Genomic DNA, 21,948 nt, shown 5'->3' on the forward strand with positions numbered 1-21,948 from the left:
TCCGGGTGGCGCCCGGCAGCGCCCGACTAGAGCAGCAACAGTGCCCCGATCAGCGCAGGCGGCATCACCAGCGCGCCGACGCGCAGGAAGTCGAGCGCGCTGACATGCTCGCCCTCGCGGCGCAGCGCCACCAGCCACAGCATCGTGGCCAACGAGCCGGTCACCGACAGGTTGGGGCCCAGGTCCACGCCGACCAGCAATGCGGCGCGGGTCTGTGCCGGCAGGTCGGCCATCTGGCCCAGCGAGCCTGCGGCGAGGCCGACCGGCAGATTGTTGGCCACGTTGCTCAGCAGCGCGGCCGCGGCACCGGCCAGCCAGCTGGCCTGGAGCGGGGAAGCCTGCGCCACGGCCTGCAGCGCGCTGGCTGCAGACTGGATGGTGCCGGTCTGGGCCACTGCTTCCACCAGCACGAACAGACCGGCCACCAATGGCAGCACGCCCCAGGACACATGGCGCAGCAGCGGCAACGGGCTACAGCGCTCACGGATCGCCACCACTGCCACGCTCAGCGTGCCTGCGCAGAACGTAGCCAGGCCGAGCGGGCCATTCAGTGCGGACGTCACCAGCAGCACGGTGCCGGTGAACAACACGCCCAGCGCGCTGAGCCGACCACCTTCGGTCAGCGGGCGATGCGCCGGTGCCGCCACCAGCGGCTGCGCGATCTCGCGCCGATGCACCCAGCGCAGCACCAGATAGGTGGCGCCGATCGCGGCCAGTGACGGCAACGCGAACTGTGCCAGCCACTGCATCAAGGGCGGCATGTGCTGGCCGTACACCACCAGGTTGGCCGGGTTGGAAATGGGCAGCACGAAGCTGGCCGCATTGGCGATGAAGGCGCAGACGAACAGATAGGGCAGGGGGTTGGCGCGGGCGGCCTTGCAGGCGGCGTAGACCGCCGGGGTCAGCACCACCGCCGTGGCATCGTTGGAAAGGAACACGGTCACCAGCGTGCCGACCAGGAACACCAGGTCGAACAGGCGTCGTCCCGAGCCTCCCGCATGACGGACCGCGTACAACGCCAGCCAGTCGAACAGGCCTTCGCGCCGGGCCAGCTCGGCCAGTACCATCATGCCGACAAGGAACAGATAGACATCGCGGCCCTCGGCCACCGCGTGCAAGGTCGCGCCGAACGACATCGCTCCCAGCAGTGGAAGCAGAAGGGCAGCCCCCAGTGCCCACACGTACTCCGGAATGCGGAATGGCCGGAACAGCAGGCCTGCGGTGGCAACGGCCACGGCCGCCCAGATGAGGAAAGAGGAGTAGGAAACGAGCATCGGGCGGGGTGTCTCAGCGGCGCCGACGCGTACCTCGCAGGAGCGCGCCCGCTGCAATCACGGCAGTTCGGGGAAGGCGGCATCATACTCCGTGAGCCGCGCCCGAGCTGTGGAGCCCAGCCCATGCTTGTCTGCTTGCCGCGTACCCCCGGCACCCACGCTCCGCGAACGTTTTCTTCGGGCGCTCTTCACCGTCGCTCCGCTTAGAGTGAAGGCCACTCAAAGTGTCACGCATGGAATCAACGATGTCCGAATACCGGGACTGGATCTTCAATTCCAACGGCCGAACCCTGGTGGCCCGGGTGGAGCTGGATGGCGACGGCGGCGGCACCATCAACCGCTACCAGTTGACTCCGGGGCCCGCGCAGTCCGGGCTGTGCATCAAGGTAGCCTCGCAGGCCGAAGCCGCAAAGAAGCTCGAAACCGAGGTGGAGAAGCTGCTCGGCCCAGAGTGGTGAGAGGGCTTCGCTACGGCAGAAGCGTTGAGAGGTCGCCAGCGCAACTCCGCAATCTCATTCCATGCGACGGCCGACCGTATTCTTCGGGCCATGCATTCACCCTCCAGCCCTCCCGATTTCATGACCGCTACCCGGCCCTCCGGCTGGGTGCAGAGCGGTGACCGCTGGGACCTGTGGTGGAACGGCCGCTGTGTGGCCAACGTCGTGCCGCATGCCGTGCTCGGCGTCCGCCTGTTCCTCGCCGCGCGGAAATCACCCCAGCCCAAGGTCGTGGCCGCCGTGAATGCTCGCCAGGCCAAGCGCTACGCCGAGCGCTGGTGTGCCGCCCGGCTTTGCCCGCAGTTGCGGTTGCGCGATGCGGTGGCGCGGCTGGTAGATGCCGGTGCTCTATCACCTCCGGCGCCTACGCGGGAGCAGCGGCAGCAGGCCCGCCGCCTAGCCGAGGCCGGGTCGCGTGAGATGGGCCGGATCAAGGAGGCGCTGGCGCTGAGACGGACCCCTGCGATGTCGCGAGCGCAGGAGCAGGCACGCCCGCTACCCAGATAGAACCTCGGCCACGTGGTCCTGCGCGCACCTATAATGCCGCCCCCAGCCTCGATCACTTGCTGATCGAGGCACCTGCCGGGTCTACCTGCGGCATCCATCTGGAGTTGATCAAGAATGCAGACGTTCACGGAAGAATGGATTGGCGCCCTGCGGCGCGTTGCACTCTGTGCGGGGCTGGCTGCCCTGGCCTGCAGCACTCCGGCACTTGGCAATGACAACGCGGCCGAGCGGGATCGCGTGATGGCTGCGGCGAAGGCCGGCAACGCGGAAGCCCAGAATGAACTTGGAGACAGGTATCTGCGCGGCGCAGGCGTCGACAGGGACGCAGCGAAGGCAGCGGACTGGTACCGCAAGGCGGCCGATCAGGGCTATGCGCCGGCACAGTCCATGCTGGGTGTGCTGTATCTGCGAGGCAATGGCGTGCCGAAGGATCCCGCTCAGGCCCTGCACTGGGTACGCAAGGCTGCCGATCAGGGCAATGCGGACGCACAGTCCGATCTCGGGATCATGTACCTGCAGGGCCTGGGCCCGCAGCAGGATGATGCCCAGGCTGTCCTGTGGCTCCGCCGAGCCGCTGAGCTCGGCTCGCCAGCCGGGCAGTACAGCCTTGCCAATCTCTATCAGAAGGGACGCGCCGGCCTCACGAAAGACGAGGCCCAGGCCATGCAGTGGTATGCCAGGGCAGCCGTGCAGGAGCTCGGCCTAGCGGGAGTCAAGGAGGCCCGTCTGGAGCTGTGCCTGAATCGCAAGGAGAACGAGGTGTGGTGTGCCGAGATGGACACGCCCGGCGCATTTGGCCCGGTTGAAGCACTCACAGCGGCTGCCGATGGCGGTGATGTGGAGGCGCAGACCAGGCTCGCCCTGATGTATGCCAAGGGTATCAGCGTACAGAAGGATGAGGCACGATCCGCCGACCTCTATCGCAAGGCGGCTATGGCGGGCTACGCGCCTGCACAGGCCGAGCTGGGATACCTGTACTCCATCGGGCATGGGGTGCCCAAGGACCAGGATGAGGACATCTACTGGACTTGTGAGGCTGCAGCGCAGGGAAATCGCAGGGCGATCCGCAATCTGGCCATCAAGCAGACCTACGATCTGTTCGATCCGAAGGAGTGCCCCGAGCGACGCGCGCGCAAGCGCTGAGTGCCGATGCGTCCGGACCCCGCATAGAGGTCCGGACGCTGATCTCTTTCAGCGACTACGCCGAGAGCTCCTCACGCACGATCCTGGCCCCTTCGCTGAGCGCACGCAGCTTGCCCCGTGCCACTTCACGGGCCAGTGGCGCCATGCCGCAGTTGGTGCTCGGGTAGAGCTTGTCGGCATCCACGAACTGCAGCGCCTTGCGCAGGGTGTTGGCCACGTCTTCAGCCGTCTCCACCGTGCTGGAAGCCACATCGATGGCGCCGACCATCACCTTCTTGCCGCGGACCAGCTCGATCAGATCGATCGGCACGTGCGAGTTGTGGCATTCCAGCGAGATGATGTCGAGGCTGGAGGTCTGCAGCTTCGGGAACGACTCTTCGTACTGGCGCCATTCCGATCCCAGCGTCTGCTTCCAGTCGGTGTTGGCCTTGATGCCGTAGCCATAACAGATGTGCACAGCGGTCTCGCACTTCAGCCCTTCGATCGCACGTTCCAGCGCGGCCACGCCCCAGTCGTTCACTTCGTCGAAGAACACGTTGAAGGCGGGCTCATCGAACTGGATGATGTCCACGCCGGCGGCTTCCAGCTCCTTCGCTTCCTCGTTGAGGATCTTCGCGAATTCCCAGGCCAGCTTCTCACGGCTCTTGTAGTGTGCGTCGTACAGGGTGTCGATCATGGTCATCGGCCCGGGCAGTGCCCATTTGATCGGCTGCGTGGTCTGCCGGCGCAGGAACTTCGCATCCTCCACGAACACCGGCTTCGGGCGGCTCACGGCACCGACCACGGTCGGCACGCTGGCGTCGTAGCGGTTGCGGATGCGCACGGTTTCGCGCTTCTCGAAATCGACGCCGTTGAGGTGTTCGATGAAGGTCGTGACGAAGTGTTGCCGGGTCTGCTCACCGTCGCTGACGATATCGATGCCGGCGTGCTGCTGTTCCTGCAGGGACAGGCGCAGGGCATCCTGCTTGCCTTCGGTCAGTCCTTCATCCTGCAGCTTCCAGGGCGACCAGAGCTTTTCGGGCTCCGCCAGCCAGGAGGGCTTGGGCAGGCTGCCGGCGGTGGAGGTGGGGAGCAGTTTCTTCGTCGACATTGCGTTCTGTGTCCTGGGGCGAATGGGGAATCGATGGATCAGCGGGCAGCCCACTGCTCAAGCACGGCGCGGTACGGCTTGATGAAGTGCTCTTCGGTGAACTTGCCCTGCTTGACCGCCAACTGGCTGCGCTCTTCGCGGTCGTAGACGATGCGGGTGGAGGAGTAGTCCTGGTGCTTCAGGCTGGGCTGGTAGACCTTGCCGGCCACGGAGTTGGCGTTGTAGATCTCCGGGCGATAGATCTTCTGGAACGCCTCCATCGTGCTGATGGTGCCGATCAGTTCCAGGTTCGAGTAATCGCCCAGCAGGTCGCCCTGGAAGTAGAACGCCAGCGGCGCGACGCTGCCCGGCGGCATGAAGTAGCGCACCTGCAGGCCCATCTTGTCGAAGTACTGGTCGGTGGGGGAGAACTCGCCCTGGCGGTACTCCACGCCCAGGATGGGATGGTGGTTCTCGGTGCGGTGGTAGGTCTTGCTGCTGGAAACACTGATGCAGATCACCGGCGCCTTGCTGAAATTGGCGCGGTAGGCCTCCGATTCAAGGAAGTGCTGGAACAGCTTGCCGTGCAGGTCGCCGAAGCCTTCCGGAATGCCGAAGGTGGCCTTGCCCTCGTTGCTGGCCGGCAGTACCACGCTGAAATCATAGTCGCGTACGTAGGACGAGAAGTTGTTGCCGACGATGCCTGCGGTGCGCGCGCCGGTCTGCCTGTCGACGATGGTCGGGCGCAGCACTTCGATCAGCGGGAATGGATCGCTGCCATCACCGCCATCGATGTGCATCTCCACCGAGATGATGTCCAGCTCGACGGCGTAGCGGTCCGCGCTCGGGTTGTCCCAGTGCGCCAGGTCGTTGAAGCGGTTGTTGATCATCCCCAGCGTGTTGCGCAGGTTCTCCTGGCGGGACTCGCCGCGAGCCAGGTTGGCGAAGTTGGTGGTGATGCGCGTGCCGTCAGCGGGCTGGTAGTCCTCGTTGAAGGGGATGCGCGTGATACTGAAGGTGAAGTTCTCGGTCGTCATGGGCGGCGTTCCGGGTTGCGGGGATGACATCCGAATGCAGGTCGCTGGCATTCGGCATTCAAAGGACTGCAGCGGCCTCGGCAGTGGCAGGCGCTGCGCGATGGGACAGGGCAAGCAGGGGCATCGCCCGCTGCACTGCCAGCCGTGCGCGCTGGATCAGGGCGTCGTCGTGGACGCGGCCATCGGCGAAATCACGGTCGGTGGCGTACACGCCCAAGGGCAGGGTGCGCGCCTGGAAGAAGCTGAAGAGCGGCCGCAGCTGATGGTCGATCACCAGTGCGTGGCGCTCGCTGCCGCCGGTGGCGGCCAGCAGGATGGGGGTGTCGACCAGTGCGTCCTGGTGGATGAAGTCGAAGAAGTGCTTGAACAGGCCGGTGTACGAGCCGCGGTAGACCGGCGTGGCCACCACCAGTACGTCGGCCTGCTCGACAGCGGCCAGCTGCCGCTCCACGCTGTCGGGTAACTGCGAGCGCCACAGTGCGCCGGCCATCTGCGGCGCCAGTTCGCCCAGCTCGATCAGGTGTGGCTCGCAGGCAACGTCCTCGCCGATGAGGTCCAGCAGGTGCTCGGCCAGGGTTGCAGCCCTGGAGGGGCGCTGCAGTCCGCCGGAAACGGCGACGATACGGAGGGGGCGGGTCATCTGTTCGCTTTCAGCAGGGGAGGGAGCTCCTTCGGGCGATCTGCGGGGGCGCAGTCCTGCAGGCCGGCGAGGTGACCGGGCTGGCAGGCAACCGAAGGTATGACCCGATCCTAGCCATGCCCTTCCATGACGTAAAATGGTATTACTTCACCAATCCATGAGCGGTATTCATCGTCATGTTGGAACGGATCCACCTCAGCATCGTGCAGCAGGTCGAGCAGCAGGGCTCGCTGACTGCTGCCGCCGGCGTGCTCAACCTGACCCAGTCAGCCCTCAGCCACAGCATGAAGAAGCTGGAGCAGCAGCTCGGCACCGATGTCTGGCTGCGCGAAGGCCGCAGCCTGCGCCTGACCCAGGCCGGGCAGTACCTGCTGGCGGTGGCTAACCGTGTGCTGCCGCAGCTGGACCTGGCCGAGGAGCGCCTGGGCCAGTTCGCCCAGGGCGAGCGAGGCGCGCTGCGCATCGGCATGGAATGCCATCCCTGTTACCAGTGGTTGCTGAAGATCGTCTCGCCGTACCTGGCCGCGTGGCCGGACGTGGATGTGGACGTCAAGCAGAAGTTCCAGTTCGGCGGCATCGGTGCACTGTTCGGCTACGAGATCGACCTGCTGGTCACGCCGGACCCGCTGCTGAAGCCGGGCCTGAAGTTCGTTCCCGTGTTCGACTACGAGCAGGTGCTGGTGGTGGCCAGGAATCACGCCCTGGCCAAGGTGGATCACGTAAAGCCGCGCCAGCTCGGCCAGGAAGTGCTGATCAGCTACCCGGTACCGTTCGAGCGCCTGGATATCTACAACCAGTTCCTGCTGCCGGCGGGCATTACGCCGCGGCGCCACAAGACCATCGAAACCACCGACATCATGATGCAGATGGTGGCCAGCGGTCGCGGCGTGGCCGCCATGCCGCGTTGGCTGGTGGAGGAATATGCCGCACGCATGGACGTGGTGCCGGTGCGCCTGGGTGCGAAAGGCATTCCCAAGCAGATCTACCTGGGCGCGCGCGAGGCCGATACCAGTATCGACTACCTGCAGGCCTTCGTCGAACTGGCGCGTAACAGCACGCCGGTTGCCGGCAATGCAGGCGGAGCCCGTTGATGCCTGCACCTGGATCGCAGCGGGCGGACGCCTTCATCGACGCGTTCTCTCTGGAAGTGAGCGCCAAGGCCATGCCGGCACTGCGCGCGGAAGCGGGCCGCATCGCTCCCGGAACGACGATCTCTATTCCCTACCTGGCGAACGAGGACGACGATGCCCGGCTGGCGGCCGCTCGCACGGTGCGCGAGCTCGGCTTCGAGCCGATGCCGCATCTCTCTGCCCGCCGTATCGGGTCGCGTGCAGCGCTTGAGCGGTTCCTGGAACGTGCCGCCAGCGAAGCCGGGGTAGCGAAGTGCCTGCTTATCGCGGGTGATCTTTCCACGCCCGCAGGTCCGTATGCCGACAGTACTTCGATCATCGAGACTGGCCTTCTTGAACGTTGCGGCATCAAGGTTGTTGCCATGGGCGGGCATCCGGAAGGGCATCCGGTGATGAACGCCGAGGACCGTTGGCGCGTGCTGGAGCGTAAGTGCCAGGCCATCGAGGCGCGGGGCATGGCACCGCTGATCATCACCCAGTTCGGCTTCGATGCGGACATCGTGCTGGCTTGGCTGGATGCGCTGCGGGCCCGTGGCATCACGGTGCCAGTGCTGGTGGGCGTGCCGGGGCCGGCCAGCATTGCGCGGTTGGCCCGCTACGCCGCGATGTGCGGCGTGGGTACCAGTGCATCGATGCTGGCGCGGTATGGCATCTCGATCGGTCGGCTGCTCGGCACGGCGGGGCCGGAGGTGTTTGTGGATCGGTTGGTGAGTGGGCTGACGGCCGGGCACGGCCAGATCAGCCCGCACTTCTTCCCGTTCGGCGGCATTGCCCCATCACTGGACTGGATCGAGCGGTACCGGCGGCGCACGTCGGCCGCCAGCGTTTGATGCTCTATCGATGATCGCTTGGCCGGGCCCTTCAGCCCGGCAGTTCGCACTTCATCTTGCCATCTACGTAGTACGGCTTGGGTACGTTCGGGTTCTCGCTGGTCTTCTCGAAGACCACCTCGAACGAAGCCGCATCGGGCGAGCCCTTGCGGTCGGTGCACGCGTCCTGCAGCTTCTTCTTGACCGCAGCGATGCCCGCATCGCGATTGGCACCGTCGGCGCTGTTGGTCAGGTTCACGGTTTCGGCCGAGGCCAGTGGGCTCAGTGCAAGCAGGCAGCCGGTCAACATCAGGGTGTGCAGCTTGGTCATGGTCATGCCTCATGGGTGTCCAATGAGGCCCCAGCATAGAGGCGGGCTGTTAACGGCCCGTGGCCGCCCCGGTTTCGGGGCCGGATCTGCGGCATTCGTCGTCGGACAGGGGAGGTTGATCGGACGTTTCCCCTTGGCTCGATGCGTTCGGCTAGGCTGCAGCGACTGACCGCAAGGATGAAGGCACCCATGATCCGCTGGCTGTTTCTGGCGCTTGCCGCGCTGCCGCTCGCTGCTGGAGCCGTGGTCATCCGCCACGATGTGGACGATGCCCGCTATCGGATCGATGGATCCGAGTTTCCGGCCCTGGCTGACATGCCGGGCGAAGGGCAGGGCGTTCTGATCGCTCCGCAGTGGGTGCTGACAGCAGCGCATGCCGCACCGATGGAGGGTATGGGGCAGACCATCGCCATCAACGGCAAGGACTACGGCGTGGAACGTGTGGTCGTGCATCCGGGCTACAGGCGAATGCCGGAAGCCTTGGGCAAGGAAGCACTGGCAACGGGGAGCCCGGCGAAGATCCATGCGTTCCTGGCCGGATCGGATGACATTGCGCTGATCAGGCTCACGGCCCCCGTGAACGATGTGCAGCCCGTTTCGCTCTATCGCGGCAGTGCCGAGGTCACGCAGGTCGCCGCCTTGATCGGAAAGGGCGCCACTGGCAATGGGGCGATTGGACTGGTGCCGGGCGGGCCGCATCGCGCATCGCTGCGGCGCGCATACAACGCCATTACCGGTGGTAATGATCGCTACCTCTGGTATCGATTCGATGCCCCGCCACAGGGCCTCCCACTGGAAGGCGTATTGGGCAACGGCGACAGTGGCGGCCCGCTGGTCATCGGGGAACACGGCGCGTGGCAGCTGGTGGGGCTGGGCTCGTGGATCAGCGCCGTTCCCGAGCATGCCCTTGAAGCCGGCTTCTATGGCCAGGTAGTGCACAACGTGCGGGTATCGCGCTATGTGGGCTGGATCGAGAGCGTCCTGGGCGCGCCCGACTACCGCCGCTCCGTAACACTCGAAGACTGACAGCTGTCACTGGCCGCGGGCCGCGTGATTGCCAATAGTGAGCGCCATGGCGAGGACACCTCGCTACCACTCATCACAAGGGGACCGCTCGTGAACATGCTCCAGCAGATCGTCTCGCAGACACCCGCCTGGGTCTGGCTTCTCCTGGCGTTCCTGGTCACGCGCGGCATTGCCGCGATGAAGCCGGGCGAAACGTCACTGCAGAAACTGGCCGTCGTGCCTGTGCTGTTCACCGTCTGGGGCGCCTGGTCGATCAGCCATCGCTACGGAGTGTCCTGGAGCGCCTGGGGCGAGTGGCTGGCCGGCATCGGCACCGGCACGGCACTGGGGTGGCTGCTGCTGGGCCACGTGAAGCTGACCCTGGATGGCGCCACCGGAAAGCTCTGGCGCAACGCGGACTACAGCGTGTTGCCCCTGCTGCTGGTCACGTTCCTGGTGAAGTACGGTTTCGAAGTCGCATTCGCGGTGTCGCCGCCATTGATCGCCAATGCCGGCGCCAGTGCGGCCTACCTGCTGCTGTCAGGGGACTTCACCGGCCTCTTCATTGGCAAGTACTGCCGCTATCTGGCCTCGTTGCGACTGGACGCGGCGGCGAAAGGGTGGAAAGCGGCAACCTGAACCTCATTTACGCGTGACGCGTCACGCTAATGCTGGCTTCAGTGGCACGGGCAGGAAGGTGCGCTGCCACTGGCGGGGCCCCCAGCTCAGCGTGCTGGTAGCGGGCATCGTTCCGGATGCCCGCTGCCCAAAGCCGCATCATTTCGGCATCAGTACAGTGTCGATCACGTGGATCACGCCATTGGACTGGCCTACATCAGCAATGCTGATGCCCGCTTTGCCTCCCTTGGCATCGATAACCCACAGCTTGCCTTCGTGGAGAGAGATCGTAAGTGGTTCGCCCTGCACGGTCTTCAGCGTCGCCTTCACGCCATGCTTCCTGGCGTCTGCAACGAGCTGCGCGGAAGTGTAGGTGCCTGGCACCACGTGGTAGGTAAGAATCTTGGTCAGTTGTGCCTTGTTTTCCGGTTTAACCAAGGTGTCGACAGTCCCGGCAGGCAGCTTGTCAAAGGCTGCATTGGTAGGGGCGAAGACGGTGAAGGGACCCGCCCCGTTGAGGGTGTCGACCAGGCCCGCCGCCTTGACTGCGGCGACCAAGGTCGTGTGGTCCTTGGAGTTGATGGCGTTCTCGACGATGGTCTTGGTCGGATACATCGCTGCGCCACCAACCATGACGGTGTTGGCGGCGAAGCTGGAAGAAGCTGCTGAAACAAGGACGGCGAGGCTGACTGCGGCGGAAATTCGCTGGAGAGCGTTCACGGTGCGACCCTCGGATTGGCGCCCGCAATGCGCGGGCATCCTCATTACGGCCCGGGGCGCGGATTGGATGCAGCGGATTCTGCTCCAATCGTTTCGCGCCACGCAGTTCGGCAGGAAGGCCGCCATTGGCTTTGCTTACAGGCTCCAATCAACCCGCATGCCGGCGATCAACGCATTCGGCAGGTCGCGCTGGCGGGCGGGTTCGTTGAACTGGTCCGGATGCACGATGTAGTGCAGGTTCGGTGCGATCCGGAGCTGCGGGGTGAGCTGGATGCCATAGCTCAGTTCCATCATCACCTGGCTCCCGTGCGGCGTGCCGCTACCGCCTGCCGCGGCACGGGCAAGGCGCAGGCCCTCCAAGGCGATGCTGCTGTACTTCTGCTGGGTCACAACGAACGCGATGCTGTCCTGCGGCCGGCCGACGAACGTGCCTTTCTGCACCACGCCCGCCTGCAGAAAATGATCCTCGATCAGCTGGCCGGAGGTGCCCTTGAGCGCCGCACCGAACAGGGTCAGGCCGCGCCCGGCACCATCCCCGGTGAGTTGCTGCTCGAAGCGGGCGAACACCCCGGAGCGACCACGGCGGTTCGCGTAGTCCTGGCCACTAAGCAGCGCCGGGGTGCCGTTGGCATCGCGCAGCGGATCCAGATAGGTCGAGTTGTCCTGCCAGCCACCGAGTTCGTAGCGGGCTTTCAGTCGTGCCGAAGCAGGGCTGCGCCAGCCGAGCGTGTAGGGCACGATCCAGCCGGTGGCCTGGTGGGTACTCCATTTCAGGCCATGCTGGCCGTCCTCCGCCTGGCTGGGATCGACCTGGTAGGCGCCGACGCGCACATAGACATCGGGCGTCACCCAGGCCGTGGCATCGGCCATCCAGCTCGATACCGGCCACCAGGTGAAATTGCTGGTGCGGAATACGTAGGTCGGGTTGCCGCAGGCCGAGTTGCCCTGGAAGTACTGGCACAACTCCGAACCGAGGTGATGGATGTTGGCGACGCTGCGCCCGGCTTCCAGCACCAATCGGTCGTTCAGTAGTTTCTGTTCGAGCGTCAGGTTGGCCAGGCGCGTGCCCTGGCCGCCGTAGATTTCCTGCACCGACGTGCTATTGCCTGTACTGCTGTTGGCAAGATTGGTGCCATGGCGGTTGATGCCGTAGGCCTTGATCGTTGCGCCCCGCCAGCCAAACGCGGCGTCCAGATCCACGTGGGCGCCGAACATCAGCTGGCCGGCATACGCCGTGCCGCTGCGCTTGCCGCCGTCGAGCGTGGCGGCCGCTTCGCCGGTGTACGCCAGCTTGGGGGTGAAGACGTCGCTCGCGTCGGCGGCTGCGGCCACGGTAGGCAGGGCCAGCAGGATCGCTACCGGCAACAGGCGGCGGGAAGAACAGGTCATGGGCGAGGTTCCTTTTACAGGGTGGGAGCCGTGACCGGCTTCTTGAGGACGCGTAGCGCGACCGCGGTGACGGCCACGCCGGCCACCAGCGCCAGCAGGTAGATGCCAAGGTGGGTGACCGCATTCGGGATTGGCAGCACGAACACCCCGCCGTGCGGCACCTTCAGCTCGACGCCTGCGGCCATCGAGATCGCACCAGCCACGGCAGAGCCGAGGATCAGCGCTGGAATGGTGCGCAGCGGATCGCGCGCGGCGTAAGGGATCGCACCCTCGGTCACGAAGCTGAGGCCGAGCACGCCCGCGGCACCGGCCGTGCCGCGCTCCTCGGCAGTGAAGCGGTTGCTGAACAACCACGTTGCCAGCGCAATGCCCAGCGGCGGCGTCATGCCGCCGATCATCGTCGCAGCCATCGGCGTGTAGACCTGGCTGGAAATCAGTGCGGTGGAGAATGCATAGGAGGCCTTGTTGACCGGCCCGCCCATATCCACCGCCATCATTCCGCCCAGCAGCAGGCCGAGCAGGATCGCGCTGCTGCCCTGCATGCCGCGCAACCAGTCGGTCAGCCAGGCCAGCAGTCCGGCAACCGGCGTACCGATCACGTACATCATCAACAGGCCAACCAGCAGCGTGCCCAGCACCGGCAGGATCAATACCGGCTTGAGGCCTTCCAGGCTACGCGGCAGGCGCAGCGCACGGTTGATCCAGTGCACGCCGTAGCCGGCGATGAAGCCAGCCAGGATACCGCCGATGAAGCCCGCATCCATGTTGACTGCCACCAGTCCGCCGATCATGCCCGGCGCGATACCCGGGCGATCGGCGATGGAGTAGGCGATGTAACCGGCCAGTGCCGGCACCATCAGCATGAAGCCGGACTTGGCGCCGATCTGGAACAGCGACCAGGCCAGCGTGCCCTTGTGTGCATCGTCGAAGGCATAGATGCCGCCGAGCGCGAACGCCAGTGCGATCAGCAGGCCACCGGCAGTGACGAACGGCAGCATGAACGACACGCCGGTCATCAGGTGCTTGTAGGGGCCGGTGACCTTGGTCTTTTCGGTCGCACGGCCTGAAGATGCCGTGCCGGTTTGCACGCCGGCCTCGGCCAGTGCCTTGCGGATCAGATTCTGGCCATCGTTGATCGCCGGCTTGGTGCCGCTCTTGAACAGGCGTTTGCCAGCGAAGCGCGAAAGATCGACTTCGCGGTCGGCGGCGATCAATACCAGGTCGGCGACAGCGATTTCTTCGTCACTCAACGCGTCCTGCGCGCCAACCGAGCCCTGGGTTTCCACCCGGATCGCGTGGCCCAATGCCTTGGCGGCCTGCTGCAACCCTTCGGCTGCCATGAAGGTGTGGGCGATGCCGGTCGGGCAGGAGGTGACGGCGACGATGCGCTTGCCGGCGTCCGCGGTGGAAGCGGTTGCTGATGTCGCTGCGAGCAGCGCCAGCGCGGCAAGCGGGTCGTCCAGCACTTCACCGAGGCTGGCGCGCACGACCTGGGCATTGCCGAAGCGCGCGGCATCCGCCTCACCGTCCCCCACCAGCAGCAGCTGCGTTGCGGCGGCGTGCGTGGCGGGCAGTGCACCGGTCACGCCCTGGTCGCTGCGGATTTCGATCGCCAGTTCGAGCCCTTGCTGGCGGGCGGCGCGGCGCAGCGCTTCGGCGGCAAGAACCGCCTCGATGCTGCGTTCGCCAGCGGCGATGACTACGGTGGAAGCTTGCATGGGAACTCCTGGAATTCTTCGGGTTCGTCCTTGCAGGAGGGGTCAGGGGTGGCCTGAGGCCAGCCGCAGCTCCCTCCGCAGGGGTTTCAGTCCAACCGCTCGATCAGTACATCGCCGGTCCACGCGCGCACCTGTGCCGGATCCAGCCGTCGCGCGTCGCCGCTTTCCAGCCGGCTCATCGAGAACGCCGTCGCCAGTCGTGCGCAGGCAGCCAGATCGAGGGAGGGCTCCAGCAATGCGGCGGCGATGCCGGCGACCATGGCATCGCCTGCACCGACCGTGCTGCCGTGTGCCAGTCGCGGCGGTCGCGCGATCAGGGCGCCGCTGTGATCAATGAACAACGCGCCGTCGGCGCCCATGGAGATCGCCACAAGCGCAACTCCGCGTTCGACCAAGGCCTGGCCCGCGGCCCGCAGGGCGCTGCGATCCGGCAGCGGCGTTCCGGTCCAGGCCTCCAGTTCGTGGCGGTTGGGCTTTACCGCGTAGGGCAGTGCGCCGTGTGCGCCGCTCAACGCGGCGGCGAGCGCGTCGCCACTGGTGTCCAGCAGTACGCGCGCGCCGGCGGCGCCAGCCTGCGCCTGCAGTCGCGCCCATGCATCGTCTGGCAGCCCGTCCGGCAGGCTGCCGGACAGCACCACCGGCAGGTCTGGCTGGAGCAGGGCGTCGAGTCGGCGCGATACCGCGTCCAGATCGGCATCACGCAGTGACAGGCCGGGCAGGTTGATGTCGGTGGTCTCGCCGTTGGCCTCTTCGACCAGCTTGATGTTGGTGCGGGTGCGGCCCGCAATGCGCAGGCAAGCGTCTGCGATGCCGCGCTCGGCGAACAACGCGCTGAACACGCCGTCGTTGCCATTGCCGAGCACGCCCATCGCGGTGGTCGGCACGCCCCAATCGGCCAGGCAGGCGGCCACGTTGATGCCCTTGCCGCCAGCGTCGTCGCGGGAGCTGCGGGCACGATGCACATGGCCCGGTCGCAGGTGCGCCAGCCGCACGGTTTGGTCGATCGCTGGATTCAGGGTAATGGTGACGGCGCGGGCGCTCATGCGCGCGCTCCATCGAGAGCGCGCACCTGCTCGGCGGTTTCGCAGTCCAGCGCGGTGTTGGCCAGTGCTTGCAGATCGGTCAGCGCGTTGCCACGCAGGCGCGCCTTCACTGCCGGAATGTCGTTCGGGGTCATCGACAGTTCGTCCACGCCCAGGCCGGCCAGCAGCATTGCGCCGAAGGGATCGCCCGCCAGGCCACCGCAGACACCAACCCAGCGTCCATGCAGGCGTGCGCCTTCCACAGTGGCGCGGATCGCGCGCAGCACGGCCGGGTGCAGGCTGTCGGCCTCGGCCGCGAGTTCCGGGTTCTGGCGGTCGATCGCCAGCACGTACTGGGTCAGGTCGTTGGTGCCGATCGAGAAGAAGTCGGCATGGCGCGCCAGTACATCGCTCTGGGCCGCGGCGGCAGGGACTTCAATCATGATCCCGATCGGCACTTCGGGTGCCTCAAGCTCGGCGCGCAACCGTTCGCAGATGGCGCGCAGTGCGATCAACTCCGGCACCGAGGTGATCATCGGAAACATGATGGACAGGCGTGCGCCGTCCTTCGCCGCGCGATACAGCGCACGCAGCTGCGGTTCCAGCAGGTCGGGGCGGCGCAACAGCAGGCGCGCGCCACGCACGCCGAGGAACGGATTTTCCTCGCGCGGCAACTCCAGGTGCGCGACCTGCTTGTCGCCACCGATATCGAGCGCACGCACGATCAGCGGGCGGTCGTCGAGTGCCTTGGCCATCGCCACGTACGTGGCGTACTGCTCATCTTCGCTGGGCGTGCTTCCGCGCTCAAGGAACAGGAATTCGGTGCGCATCAGGCCGACGCCCTCCGCGCCTTGCTCCAGTGCCAGCGGCACTTGTTCGGGAAGGTTGACGTTGGCGCCGATGTCGATGCGGTGGCCGTCAGGGGTCTGTGCCGGTTGCGCGCGTTGCGCCGCTTCACGCTCGCGGATCTGCTGCTGTTCGGCGATCCACGCACGGGCCGAGGCGAGATCCGCCTCGGACGGAGACAGATAGAGGCGCCCGCTGTTGCCATCGATGATCGCCTCGCGGCCCGGGCTGATCGCCAGCAGCTCCGCGCCCGCGGCGACCAGCGCCGGCAGGCCCAACGTGCGCGAGAGAATCGCGGTGTGCGAGGTCGGCCCGCCCAGTGCGGTGGCAAGGCCGAGCACGCTACCGGTATCGAGGTTGGCCGTGTCGGACGGCGACAGGTCGGCGGCGAGCAGGATGCAGGGTTGTGCAGGCAGGTCGGCAAGGCCGCCTCCCGCCGCGGACGGATCAAGCTGTGCCAGTACGCGCCGGCCCACGTCACGCAGGTCGGCGGCGCGCCCGGCCAGCACCGGGTTGCCCAGGGCAGCCAGCCCGGAGGCGATCTGCTCGATGGCCTGGTGCCAGGACCACGCAACGCCATGGCCTTCGACCATCAGCTGGCAGGTGCGGGTAATCAGATCGGTGTCGTCGAGCAGCGCAGCCTGCGCCTTGAAGATTGCCGCATCCGAGGCGCCGAGCCGGCGCTGGGTGTCATCCTGCAGTGCAGCCAGCTGCTGGCGGGTGCGGCTGAGCGCGTCCTGCAGGCGTGCGCCGCCTTCGCCGAGCGGGGTGGGGCGGTCAGCAACGTCGGTGTGCGTGCTGGCCAGTACATGCACCGGGCCGATTGCCAGCCCAGGGCTCGCGCCGATGCCGACGATCGCCGCCTGTGCGTCGGGCGGATTCCAGCCCGCAACCGGCGCAGCCTTGCGCTGCGCCGCGCGCTCGGCATCGGCCCTTTCCTGTGCCACCAGCCCGTCCATGACCTTGCGCAGCGTGGCCAGCAGGGCTGGAGCATCGGCGCCCTCGGCAGAAACGCTGACCGCGTCGCCATGGCGCAACCCGAGTTGCAGCAGCGCCACCAGGTTCTTGCCATCCGCAGCCTGATCGCCCGCACGGACCTGTGCGCGGGCCGCGAAGCCGCGCGCTGTTTCGGTCCAGCGCGTGGCTGGGCGCGCGTGCAGCCCGTTGGGGTAGGCGATGGTCCAGTCGAAACGCTCGGCCAGGTCAGTCACCGGCGCATTGGGGGCCGTGGTCGCAACATCGCCGGCCAGCGCGTTGATGATCTCGCTCGCATCGGCCGTGGTGAACAGGCGCTGCAGCGTTGCATCATCCTGGATCAGTCGAGTCAGCCGGCGCAGCAGGGTGATGTGGGTATCGGACTGCGCGGCAATGCCGACCACCAGCCGGGTGACCTGGCCCGGATTCCACTCCACGCCTTCCGGAAACTGCAGCACGGCAATGCCATCGCGGCGCACCAGGTGGCGGTCCTCGCCCAGCCCGTGCGGAATGGCCACGCCATGGTCGAGGAAGGTGTTCGCCAACGCCTCGCGACGCCCCATGCTGGCCTCGTAACCCGGCGCAACGCAGCCGGCAGCGACCAGCATCTGCGCCACCTGGGCGATGGCGTCGGCCTTGTCGAGCGCCCGCGCATTTAGGCGGATCAGTTCCCGGCTGACGGGGGCTGGGGAGGTCAAGGGCTGCAAGGTGGGCTCCGGGAAGGGGGTGCTGTGGCGTATTGGGAACGTTCCCATTCTTCATTTCAATGTGCACTGCACAAAAAGCCAATAGTCCTTTGGCGTTAGCATTGCCCTGAATGGCCATCCGGCCTCGAACAGCGAAAGTTTCCGGGAACGGTTCCAATGAGCATCAGCATCAACGACGTCGCGCGCGTGGCGGGGGTCTCAAAGTCCACGGTCTCGCGCGTGCTCGGCGGCGGCCCGGTCAGCGAGGCCGTGCGTGGCCGGGTGGAGGCGGCGATCCGCCAGACCGGCTATCACCCCAACCTGCAGGCACGGCGCCTGCGGGCCCGGCACACCGGCATCATCGGGCTGATCGTGGCGGACATCCGCAACCCGTTCTTCACAGCGCTGATCCGCGCGGTGGAGGAGGTCGCCTATCGTGAAGGCCTGCGCGTCACCCTCTGCAACACCGACGAGGACCCCGAGCGCGAGGCGCTGTATCTGCAGTTGATGCACGAGGAACGCATCAGTGGACTGATCTTTGCGCCCACCCGCACCACGGTGGGGCGCCTGGAACGGCTCGCACTGGGCTATCCGACGGTGCTGGTGGACCGCGCCGCACCCGGCGGGTCGATCGACAGCGTGGTGCTCGACAATCCGGCCGCGATGGCGGGCCTGGTCGAGCATCTGGTCGCGCGCGGCTATCGCCGCATCGGCGGCCTGTTCGGCAGCACCAGCACCACCGCGGCCGAACGTCGTGACGGCTACCTGGCTGCAATGCGCACGCACGGGCTGGAGCCGGATTACCGCGAAGTTGAACCCACGGCTGAAGCGGCCATTGCAACAGTCGATCAGTGGCTGGCCGGGCCATCGCGGCCGGAGGCGCTGGTCGCCAGCAACAGCCTGCTGCTCATGGGGGCATTGAAGGCCGCCCGCAGCGCGGGGCTGGAGATTCCGGATGCGCTGGCGCTGGCGGGTTTCGACAACGAACGCTGGACCGAGCTGGTCGAACCGGGCATCACCGTGATCGAACAGCCGGTCGAAGAGATGGGGCGCGCAGCGATGTCGCTGTTGCTGGAACGACTGCGCACGCCGGAGTTGCCGGTGCGCCGGTTGGTGATGACGGGTCGATGCGTGGTGAGGGGATCAACTGCATGGAATCCAGAAGGACGACAACCAAGGTCCAAGGCATGAGAGGACATCAAGGCCGACAGGCGGGTCGTCGCATGAGCCGGCTGCTTACGCTTGGAGCCTGCTTCCTGGCCGGATCCTTGCTTGCGGAGACATCACCACCGAAGCGCACCTGGCTTGTAAGCGGCGCAGAGCTGATCACGCTACTGCAGGGAAAAGGGGCTGACGGATTCTGTGCCGGCGAACAGTGCCGGAATCTGTCCAGCGCCCGTGCCAGTGCCTACATCCAGGGTGCTGCCGATGCCAGTCGTGGCCAGTGGTGTGGCCAAGGCCAGATCCTTCCACATGAACTGGTCGATCGTGTCGCCTCCCATCTCCAGCAACTGCCCCAGGACCGCTTGCAACAGAATGCTTCTTCGCTGGTTGTGGAAGGCCTGCGAACAGCATTTCCTTGCGAGCGCCGGGCATCGCGCGGTGGCATTGGACAGTCCAGGAGAAACTGACCCAACCTCATTGAAGTGATCTGCCACGCTTGGTCCCCGCCGCAACCGGGGTTGGCAGCACGTGCCGCCGTCGAGAAAATCCGCGCGTTGACCGCAGACTGCTTCGGCTCGGGAACAATCCCAGCGCCCCACGTTCCAGACCAGGTAGTCCATAGCCTGCCTTCCACGTCGAAGTAGCATCGACGCTTGGAGCATTAAGCACTTCCGCTGAATGCGTTCGGTCTACGGAAGCTATTGGATGAACACTGAAAGGACGATGGCGGGCGGTCCCGCCCCCATGCGCGATGGTCGCCGGGATACCGAGATCCGGAACTACGTGATGAACCTCGGCCCCCAGCATCCCGCGGCCCACGGGGTCCTGCGCCTTGTGCTTGAGATGGATGGCGAGACAGTCGTGCGCGCGGATCCGCATGTGGGCCTGCTGCACCGGGGCACTGAGAAGCTGGCGGAGTCCAAGCCCTTCAACCAGTCCATCGGCTACATGGATCGGCTGGACTACGTATCCATGATGTGCAATGAACATGCCTACGTACGAGCGATCGAAACCCTTCTGGGAATCGAAGCGCCCATCCGGGCACAGTACATCCGCACGATGTTCGATGAGATCACCCGGATCCTCAATCACCTCATGAACATCGGAACGGGCGCGCTGGACCTGGGCGCCATGGCCGTGATGCTCTATGCATTCCGGGAACGCGAAGAGCTGATGGACTGCTACGAGGCGGTATCCGGCGCTCGAATGCATGCCACCTACTACCGGCCCGGCGGTGTGTACCGTGATCTGCCTGACCAGATGCCGAAGTACAAGGAGTCACGCTGGAAGAAGGGGAAGGAGCTGCGGCGGTTGAACGCCGCGAGAGAAGGGTCGCTGCTCGATTTCATCGAGAATTTCACCCGCGAGTTCCCGAACCGCATTGATGAGTACGAAACCCTGCTCACCGACAACAGAATCTGGAAGCAGCGCACGGTGGGCATTGGCGTTGTGAGCCCGCAGCAGGCCATGGACTGGGGCATGACCGGGGTGATGCTGAGAGGCTCGGGCGTGGCATGGGATCTGAGGAAGAAGCGGCCCTACGCGAAGTACGATGCCGTTGACTTTGACATTCCGGTCGGCAGCGCCGGTGACTGCTATGACCGCTACCTGTGCCGGGTCGCGGAGATGCGGCAGTCCAACCGCATCATCCGGCAATGTGTCGACTGGCTTCGCGCCAACCCCGGCCCGGTGATGGTCCAGAACTTCAAGGTGGCGCCGCCGTCCCGGCAGGAGATGAAGTCCGACATGGAGGCGCTGATCCATCACTTCAAGCTCTTCAGCGAGGGCTACCAGGTGCCGGCAGGTGAGACCTACGCAGCGGTCGAGGCGCCCAAGGGCGAGTTCGGTTGCTACCTGATCTCCGATGGCGCCAACAAACCGTTCCGGGTGCACCTGCGTGCTCCCGGCTTCGCCCATCTCTCCTCACTGGATGAAATCGTCAGGGGCCACATGCTGGCGGATGTCGTCGCCATGATTGGCACCTATGACATTGTGTTCGGCGAAGTGGATCGATGAGGAACCGGCTCAGCCCGCACATGGGGTGAACCACGTTCCGGCAGTCGCGAAGGGAACAGCCATGTGCAGCCTGAGCAGGTCTTCCACGGTGCGTGCCGCGCCCATCTCCAGGTCGAGGATGCCGGGCTCCAGGATTGATCCCAGCAGAACACCGACCGCGATCGCATGAAGGCTGCGCGCCGCAGTGGCTGTATCAACGCCCTCACGGAGCTGGCCCAGTGCTCCTGCACGCTGGTATACAAGCTCCAGCATGCGGACCTCCGGCATCGCGCACGCTGCGAGCACGTCACCTATGCCGCCCAGCTCACGTGATTCACCAGAGCGCAGGAGAAGCTCAACCGTCCGGCGAACGCGTGGGGTGCGGCGCGTGTGATCAAAGACCCTGACCAGGTCCGCAAACAGAAGCTTGAACGGGTCACTACACTGCCGGATGGCGGCCTCCCGCAGTCCCTCGGGTGCATCTGGCCGCCCACGCGCGGAAAGTTCACCCAGCAGGTTCTGACGGGACCCGAAGTGCCAGTAGATCGCGCCGCGCGAATGGCCGCACTCGGTGGCGATCAGCTCCAGCGTGGCGCCGGCGGGACCATGGCGCAGCAGGCACACCAGTGCGGCATCGAGGATCCTCTCACGCGTGGCGTGTGCGTCCTCCCTGGTTCTTCTAGCCATGGCACGGTTGCATCCCTGCTGTTCGATGAGCGCGCGGCCGCGCGTCCTGATCGTCCTTAGACAAGGCGATGGGACGGACCATGGCTACAGCGCTGCACCGGGATTTGCGGCGTTTGAATGTCGATCTTCGGCTCATTGGCGGGGGCAGGGCAGGACAGTGAGCCAAGCCACAGACCATCGGCGGCGAGACGGGCAGACTTCAAGGCGGGATCTTCCGCTTCGGAGGGCTCTGTCGCCAACTTCTTCTTCATCCACTCGATCCACTGCAACGCTGGCAACTGCGTCAGGTCCAGGCGAATGATCAGGGCCGAGAGCATTGCAACGTCGTGCCGCCTGCAGCCCTCGACCACCGATTCCACGTAGGCGTGGGTGAATGCGCCGGGGCGGAGCCCGTTGGCACGCATTCTCCGTTCCACGTCATGATTGAAGTTCTGCAGCCAGCACGAGAAGGTGGCGTCGATGAGATCCTGCTTGCAGTAGAAATGATGGAACATCGCGCCACGGCTGACGCCCGAGCATTCAAGAATCTCACTGACGGTCACCGACGACCGACCATTGCGGACGATAAGCGCTGCCGTTTCGCGGATGAGTATGCCGGGCACACGCACGGACGAACTGTGGGTAGCGTTCAAGAGAGTTTTCCTCATGTAGCGGGCGACGAACGATCCGCCAGGTCGGTACGGCCT

The 21,948-nt window shown here is 65.7% G+C and carries 22 protein-coding genes; 10 read left to right on the forward strand and 12 right to left on the reverse strand.

Annotated features, from left to right (window positions below; translation table 11 throughout):
* Positions 1–26: 26 nt before the first annotated feature.
* Positions 27–1,274, reverse strand: coding sequence for an arsenic transporter (locus AC0Z6F_RS08610; RefSeq protein WP_485617053.1), 1,248 nt, complete (start codon positions 1,272–1,274; stop codon positions 27–29).
* 245 nt (positions 1,275–1,519) lie between these two features.
* Between AC0Z6F_RS08610 and AC0Z6F_RS08615 the strand changes: the two genes are divergently transcribed.
* From AC0Z6F_RS08615 to AC0Z6F_RS08625, 3 genes are all read left to right on the forward strand, one after another.
* A complete protein-coding gene (locus AC0Z6F_RS08615) occupies positions 1,520–1,732 on the forward strand; it encodes a hypothetical protein (protein WP_485617054.1) in 213 nt (70 codons plus the stop codon).
* A 24-nt stretch (positions 1,733–1,756) separates the two neighbouring features.
* On the forward strand, positions 1,757–2,278 hold the full coding sequence (locus AC0Z6F_RS08620; protein WP_485617055.1) for a hypothetical protein: 522 nt from the start codon (positions 1,757–1,759) through the stop codon (positions 2,276–2,278).
* 114 nt (positions 2,279–2,392) lie between these two features.
* Positions 2,393–3,421, forward strand: coding sequence for a tetratricopeptide repeat protein (locus AC0Z6F_RS08625; RefSeq protein ID WP_050509752.1), 1,029 nt, complete (start codon positions 2,393–2,395; stop codon positions 3,419–3,421).
* 55 nt (positions 3,422–3,476) lie between these two features.
* Here AC0Z6F_RS08625 and AC0Z6F_RS08630 read toward each other — a convergent pair whose 3' ends face one another.
* The 3 genes from AC0Z6F_RS08630 to msuE are packed head-to-tail and all read right to left on the reverse strand — an operon-like array spanning position 3,477 to position 6,167.
* On the reverse strand, positions 3,477–4,511 hold the full coding sequence (locus AC0Z6F_RS08630) for a methionine synthase (RefSeq protein ID WP_485617056.1): 1,035 nt from the start codon (positions 4,509–4,511) through the stop codon (positions 3,477–3,479).
* 38 nt (positions 4,512–4,549) lie between these two features.
* On the reverse strand, positions 4,550–5,527 hold the full coding sequence (locus AC0Z6F_RS08635) for a DUF1852 domain-containing protein (RefSeq protein ID WP_485617057.1): 978 nt from the start codon (positions 5,525–5,527) through the stop codon (positions 4,550–4,552).
* Positions 5,528–5,585: 58 nt separating this feature from the next.
* The gene (gene msuE, locus AC0Z6F_RS08640; RefSeq protein WP_485617058.1) at positions 5,586–6,167 is read right to left on the reverse strand and encodes an FMN reductase; all 582 of its coding nucleotides are present in this window, start codon (positions 6,165–6,167) and stop codon (positions 5,586–5,588) included.
* A gap of 176 nt (positions 6,168–6,343) precedes the next feature.
* On the opposite strand from msuE, the gene AC0Z6F_RS08645 reads away from it, so the two are divergent.
* Together AC0Z6F_RS08645 and AC0Z6F_RS08650 are read left to right on the forward strand one after the other, a co-directional pair.
* A complete protein-coding gene (locus AC0Z6F_RS08645; protein WP_065723315.1) occupies positions 6,344–7,258 on the forward strand; it encodes a LysR family transcriptional regulator in 915 nt (304 codons plus the stop codon).
* Complete coding sequence (locus tag AC0Z6F_RS08650) at positions 7,258–8,127, forward strand: methylenetetrahydrofolate reductase (protein ID WP_485617059.1); 870 nt, start codon at positions 7,258–7,260, stop codon at positions 8,125–8,127. The genes AC0Z6F_RS08645 and AC0Z6F_RS08650 overlap by 1 nt, the downstream gene beginning before the upstream one ends.
* Positions 8,128–8,158: 31 nt before the next feature.
* Here AC0Z6F_RS08650 and AC0Z6F_RS08655 read toward each other — a convergent pair whose 3' ends face one another.
* A complete protein-coding gene (locus AC0Z6F_RS08655; RefSeq protein WP_012511098.1) occupies positions 8,159–8,437 on the reverse strand; it encodes a hypothetical protein in 279 nt (92 codons plus the stop codon).
* Between the two features lie 189 nt (positions 8,438–8,626).
* Here AC0Z6F_RS08655 and AC0Z6F_RS08660 point away from each other — a divergent pair, with 189 nt between their 5' ends.
* Both AC0Z6F_RS08660 and AC0Z6F_RS08665 read left to right on the forward strand, forming a co-directional pair.
* On the forward strand, positions 8,627–9,463 hold the full coding sequence (locus AC0Z6F_RS08660; protein WP_485617060.1) for a S1 family peptidase: 837 nt from the start codon (positions 8,627–8,629) through the stop codon (positions 9,461–9,463).
* A gap of 96 nt (positions 9,464–9,559) precedes the next feature.
* Positions 9,560–10,081: a DUF6622 family protein gene (locus AC0Z6F_RS08665; protein WP_012511096.1), complete on the forward strand. Its 522-nt coding sequence runs from the start codon at positions 9,560–9,562 to the stop codon at positions 10,079–10,081.
* A gap of 138 nt (positions 10,082–10,219) precedes the next feature.
* Here AC0Z6F_RS08665 and AC0Z6F_RS08670 read toward each other — a convergent pair whose 3' ends face one another.
* The 5 genes from AC0Z6F_RS08670 to ptsP form a co-directional block, all read right to left on the reverse strand.
* Entirely contained in the window at positions 10,220–10,819 is a 600-nt protein-coding gene (locus AC0Z6F_RS08670; RefSeq protein WP_485617121.1) for a fasciclin domain-containing protein, read from the reverse strand.
* Between the two features lie 96 nt (positions 10,820–10,915).
* Positions 10,916–12,169, reverse strand: coding sequence for a carbohydrate porin (locus tag AC0Z6F_RS08675; protein WP_485617061.1), 1,254 nt, complete (start codon positions 12,167–12,169; stop codon positions 10,916–10,918).
* A gap of 14 nt (positions 12,170–12,183) precedes the next feature.
* A complete protein-coding gene (locus AC0Z6F_RS08680; protein WP_485617062.1) occupies positions 12,184–13,887 on the reverse strand; it encodes a PTS fructose transporter subunit IIC in 1,704 nt (567 codons plus the stop codon).
* 86 nt (positions 13,888–13,973) lie between these two features.
* Entirely contained in the window at positions 13,974–14,930 is a 957-nt protein-coding gene (pfkB, locus tag AC0Z6F_RS08685) for a 1-phosphofructokinase (RefSeq protein WP_485617063.1), read from the reverse strand.
* A complete protein-coding gene (gene ptsP, locus AC0Z6F_RS08690) occupies positions 14,927–17,437 on the reverse strand; it encodes a phosphoenolpyruvate--protein phosphotransferase (RefSeq protein ID WP_485617064.1) in 2,511 nt (836 codons plus the stop codon). The genes pfkB and ptsP overlap by 4 nt, the downstream gene beginning before the upstream one ends.
* A gap of 156 nt (positions 17,438–17,593) precedes the next feature.
* Here ptsP and AC0Z6F_RS08695 point away from each other — a divergent pair, with 156 nt between their 5' ends.
* From AC0Z6F_RS08695 to AC0Z6F_RS08705, 3 genes are all read left to right on the forward strand, one after another.
* On the forward strand, positions 17,594–18,607 hold the full coding sequence (locus tag AC0Z6F_RS08695) for a LacI family DNA-binding transcriptional regulator (protein ID WP_485617065.1): 1,014 nt from the start codon (positions 17,594–17,596) through the stop codon (positions 18,605–18,607).
* A gap of 32 nt (positions 18,608–18,639) precedes the next feature.
* Positions 18,640–19,047, forward strand: a complete 408-nt coding sequence (locus tag AC0Z6F_RS08700; RefSeq protein WP_012511090.1) for a Rap1a/Tai family immunity protein — start codon at positions 18,640–18,642, stop codon at positions 19,045–19,047.
* Between the two features lie 256 nt (positions 19,048–19,303).
* A complete protein-coding gene (locus AC0Z6F_RS08705; RefSeq protein WP_154354894.1) occupies positions 19,304–20,596 on the forward strand; it encodes an NADH-quinone oxidoreductase subunit D in 1,293 nt (430 codons plus the stop codon).
* A gap of 9 nt (positions 20,597–20,605) precedes the next feature.
* Here AC0Z6F_RS08705 and AC0Z6F_RS08710 read toward each other — a convergent pair whose 3' ends face one another.
* Both AC0Z6F_RS08710 and AC0Z6F_RS08715 read right to left on the reverse strand, forming a co-directional pair.
* Positions 20,606–21,262 (reverse strand): TetR family transcriptional regulator, encoded by a 657-nt coding sequence (locus AC0Z6F_RS08710; protein ID WP_006367750.1) that lies wholly within the window; start codon positions 21,260–21,262, stop codon positions 20,606–20,608.
* Positions 21,263–21,318: 56 nt separating this feature from the next.
* Positions 21,319–21,894 (reverse strand): TetR/AcrR family transcriptional regulator, encoded by a 576-nt coding sequence (locus AC0Z6F_RS08715; protein WP_485617066.1) that lies wholly within the window; start codon positions 21,892–21,894, stop codon positions 21,319–21,321.
* Positions 21,895–21,948 lie beyond the last annotated feature (54 nt).

This window comes from Stenotrophomonas sp. 1L-E-5-B-C3 (assembly GCF_057292075.1).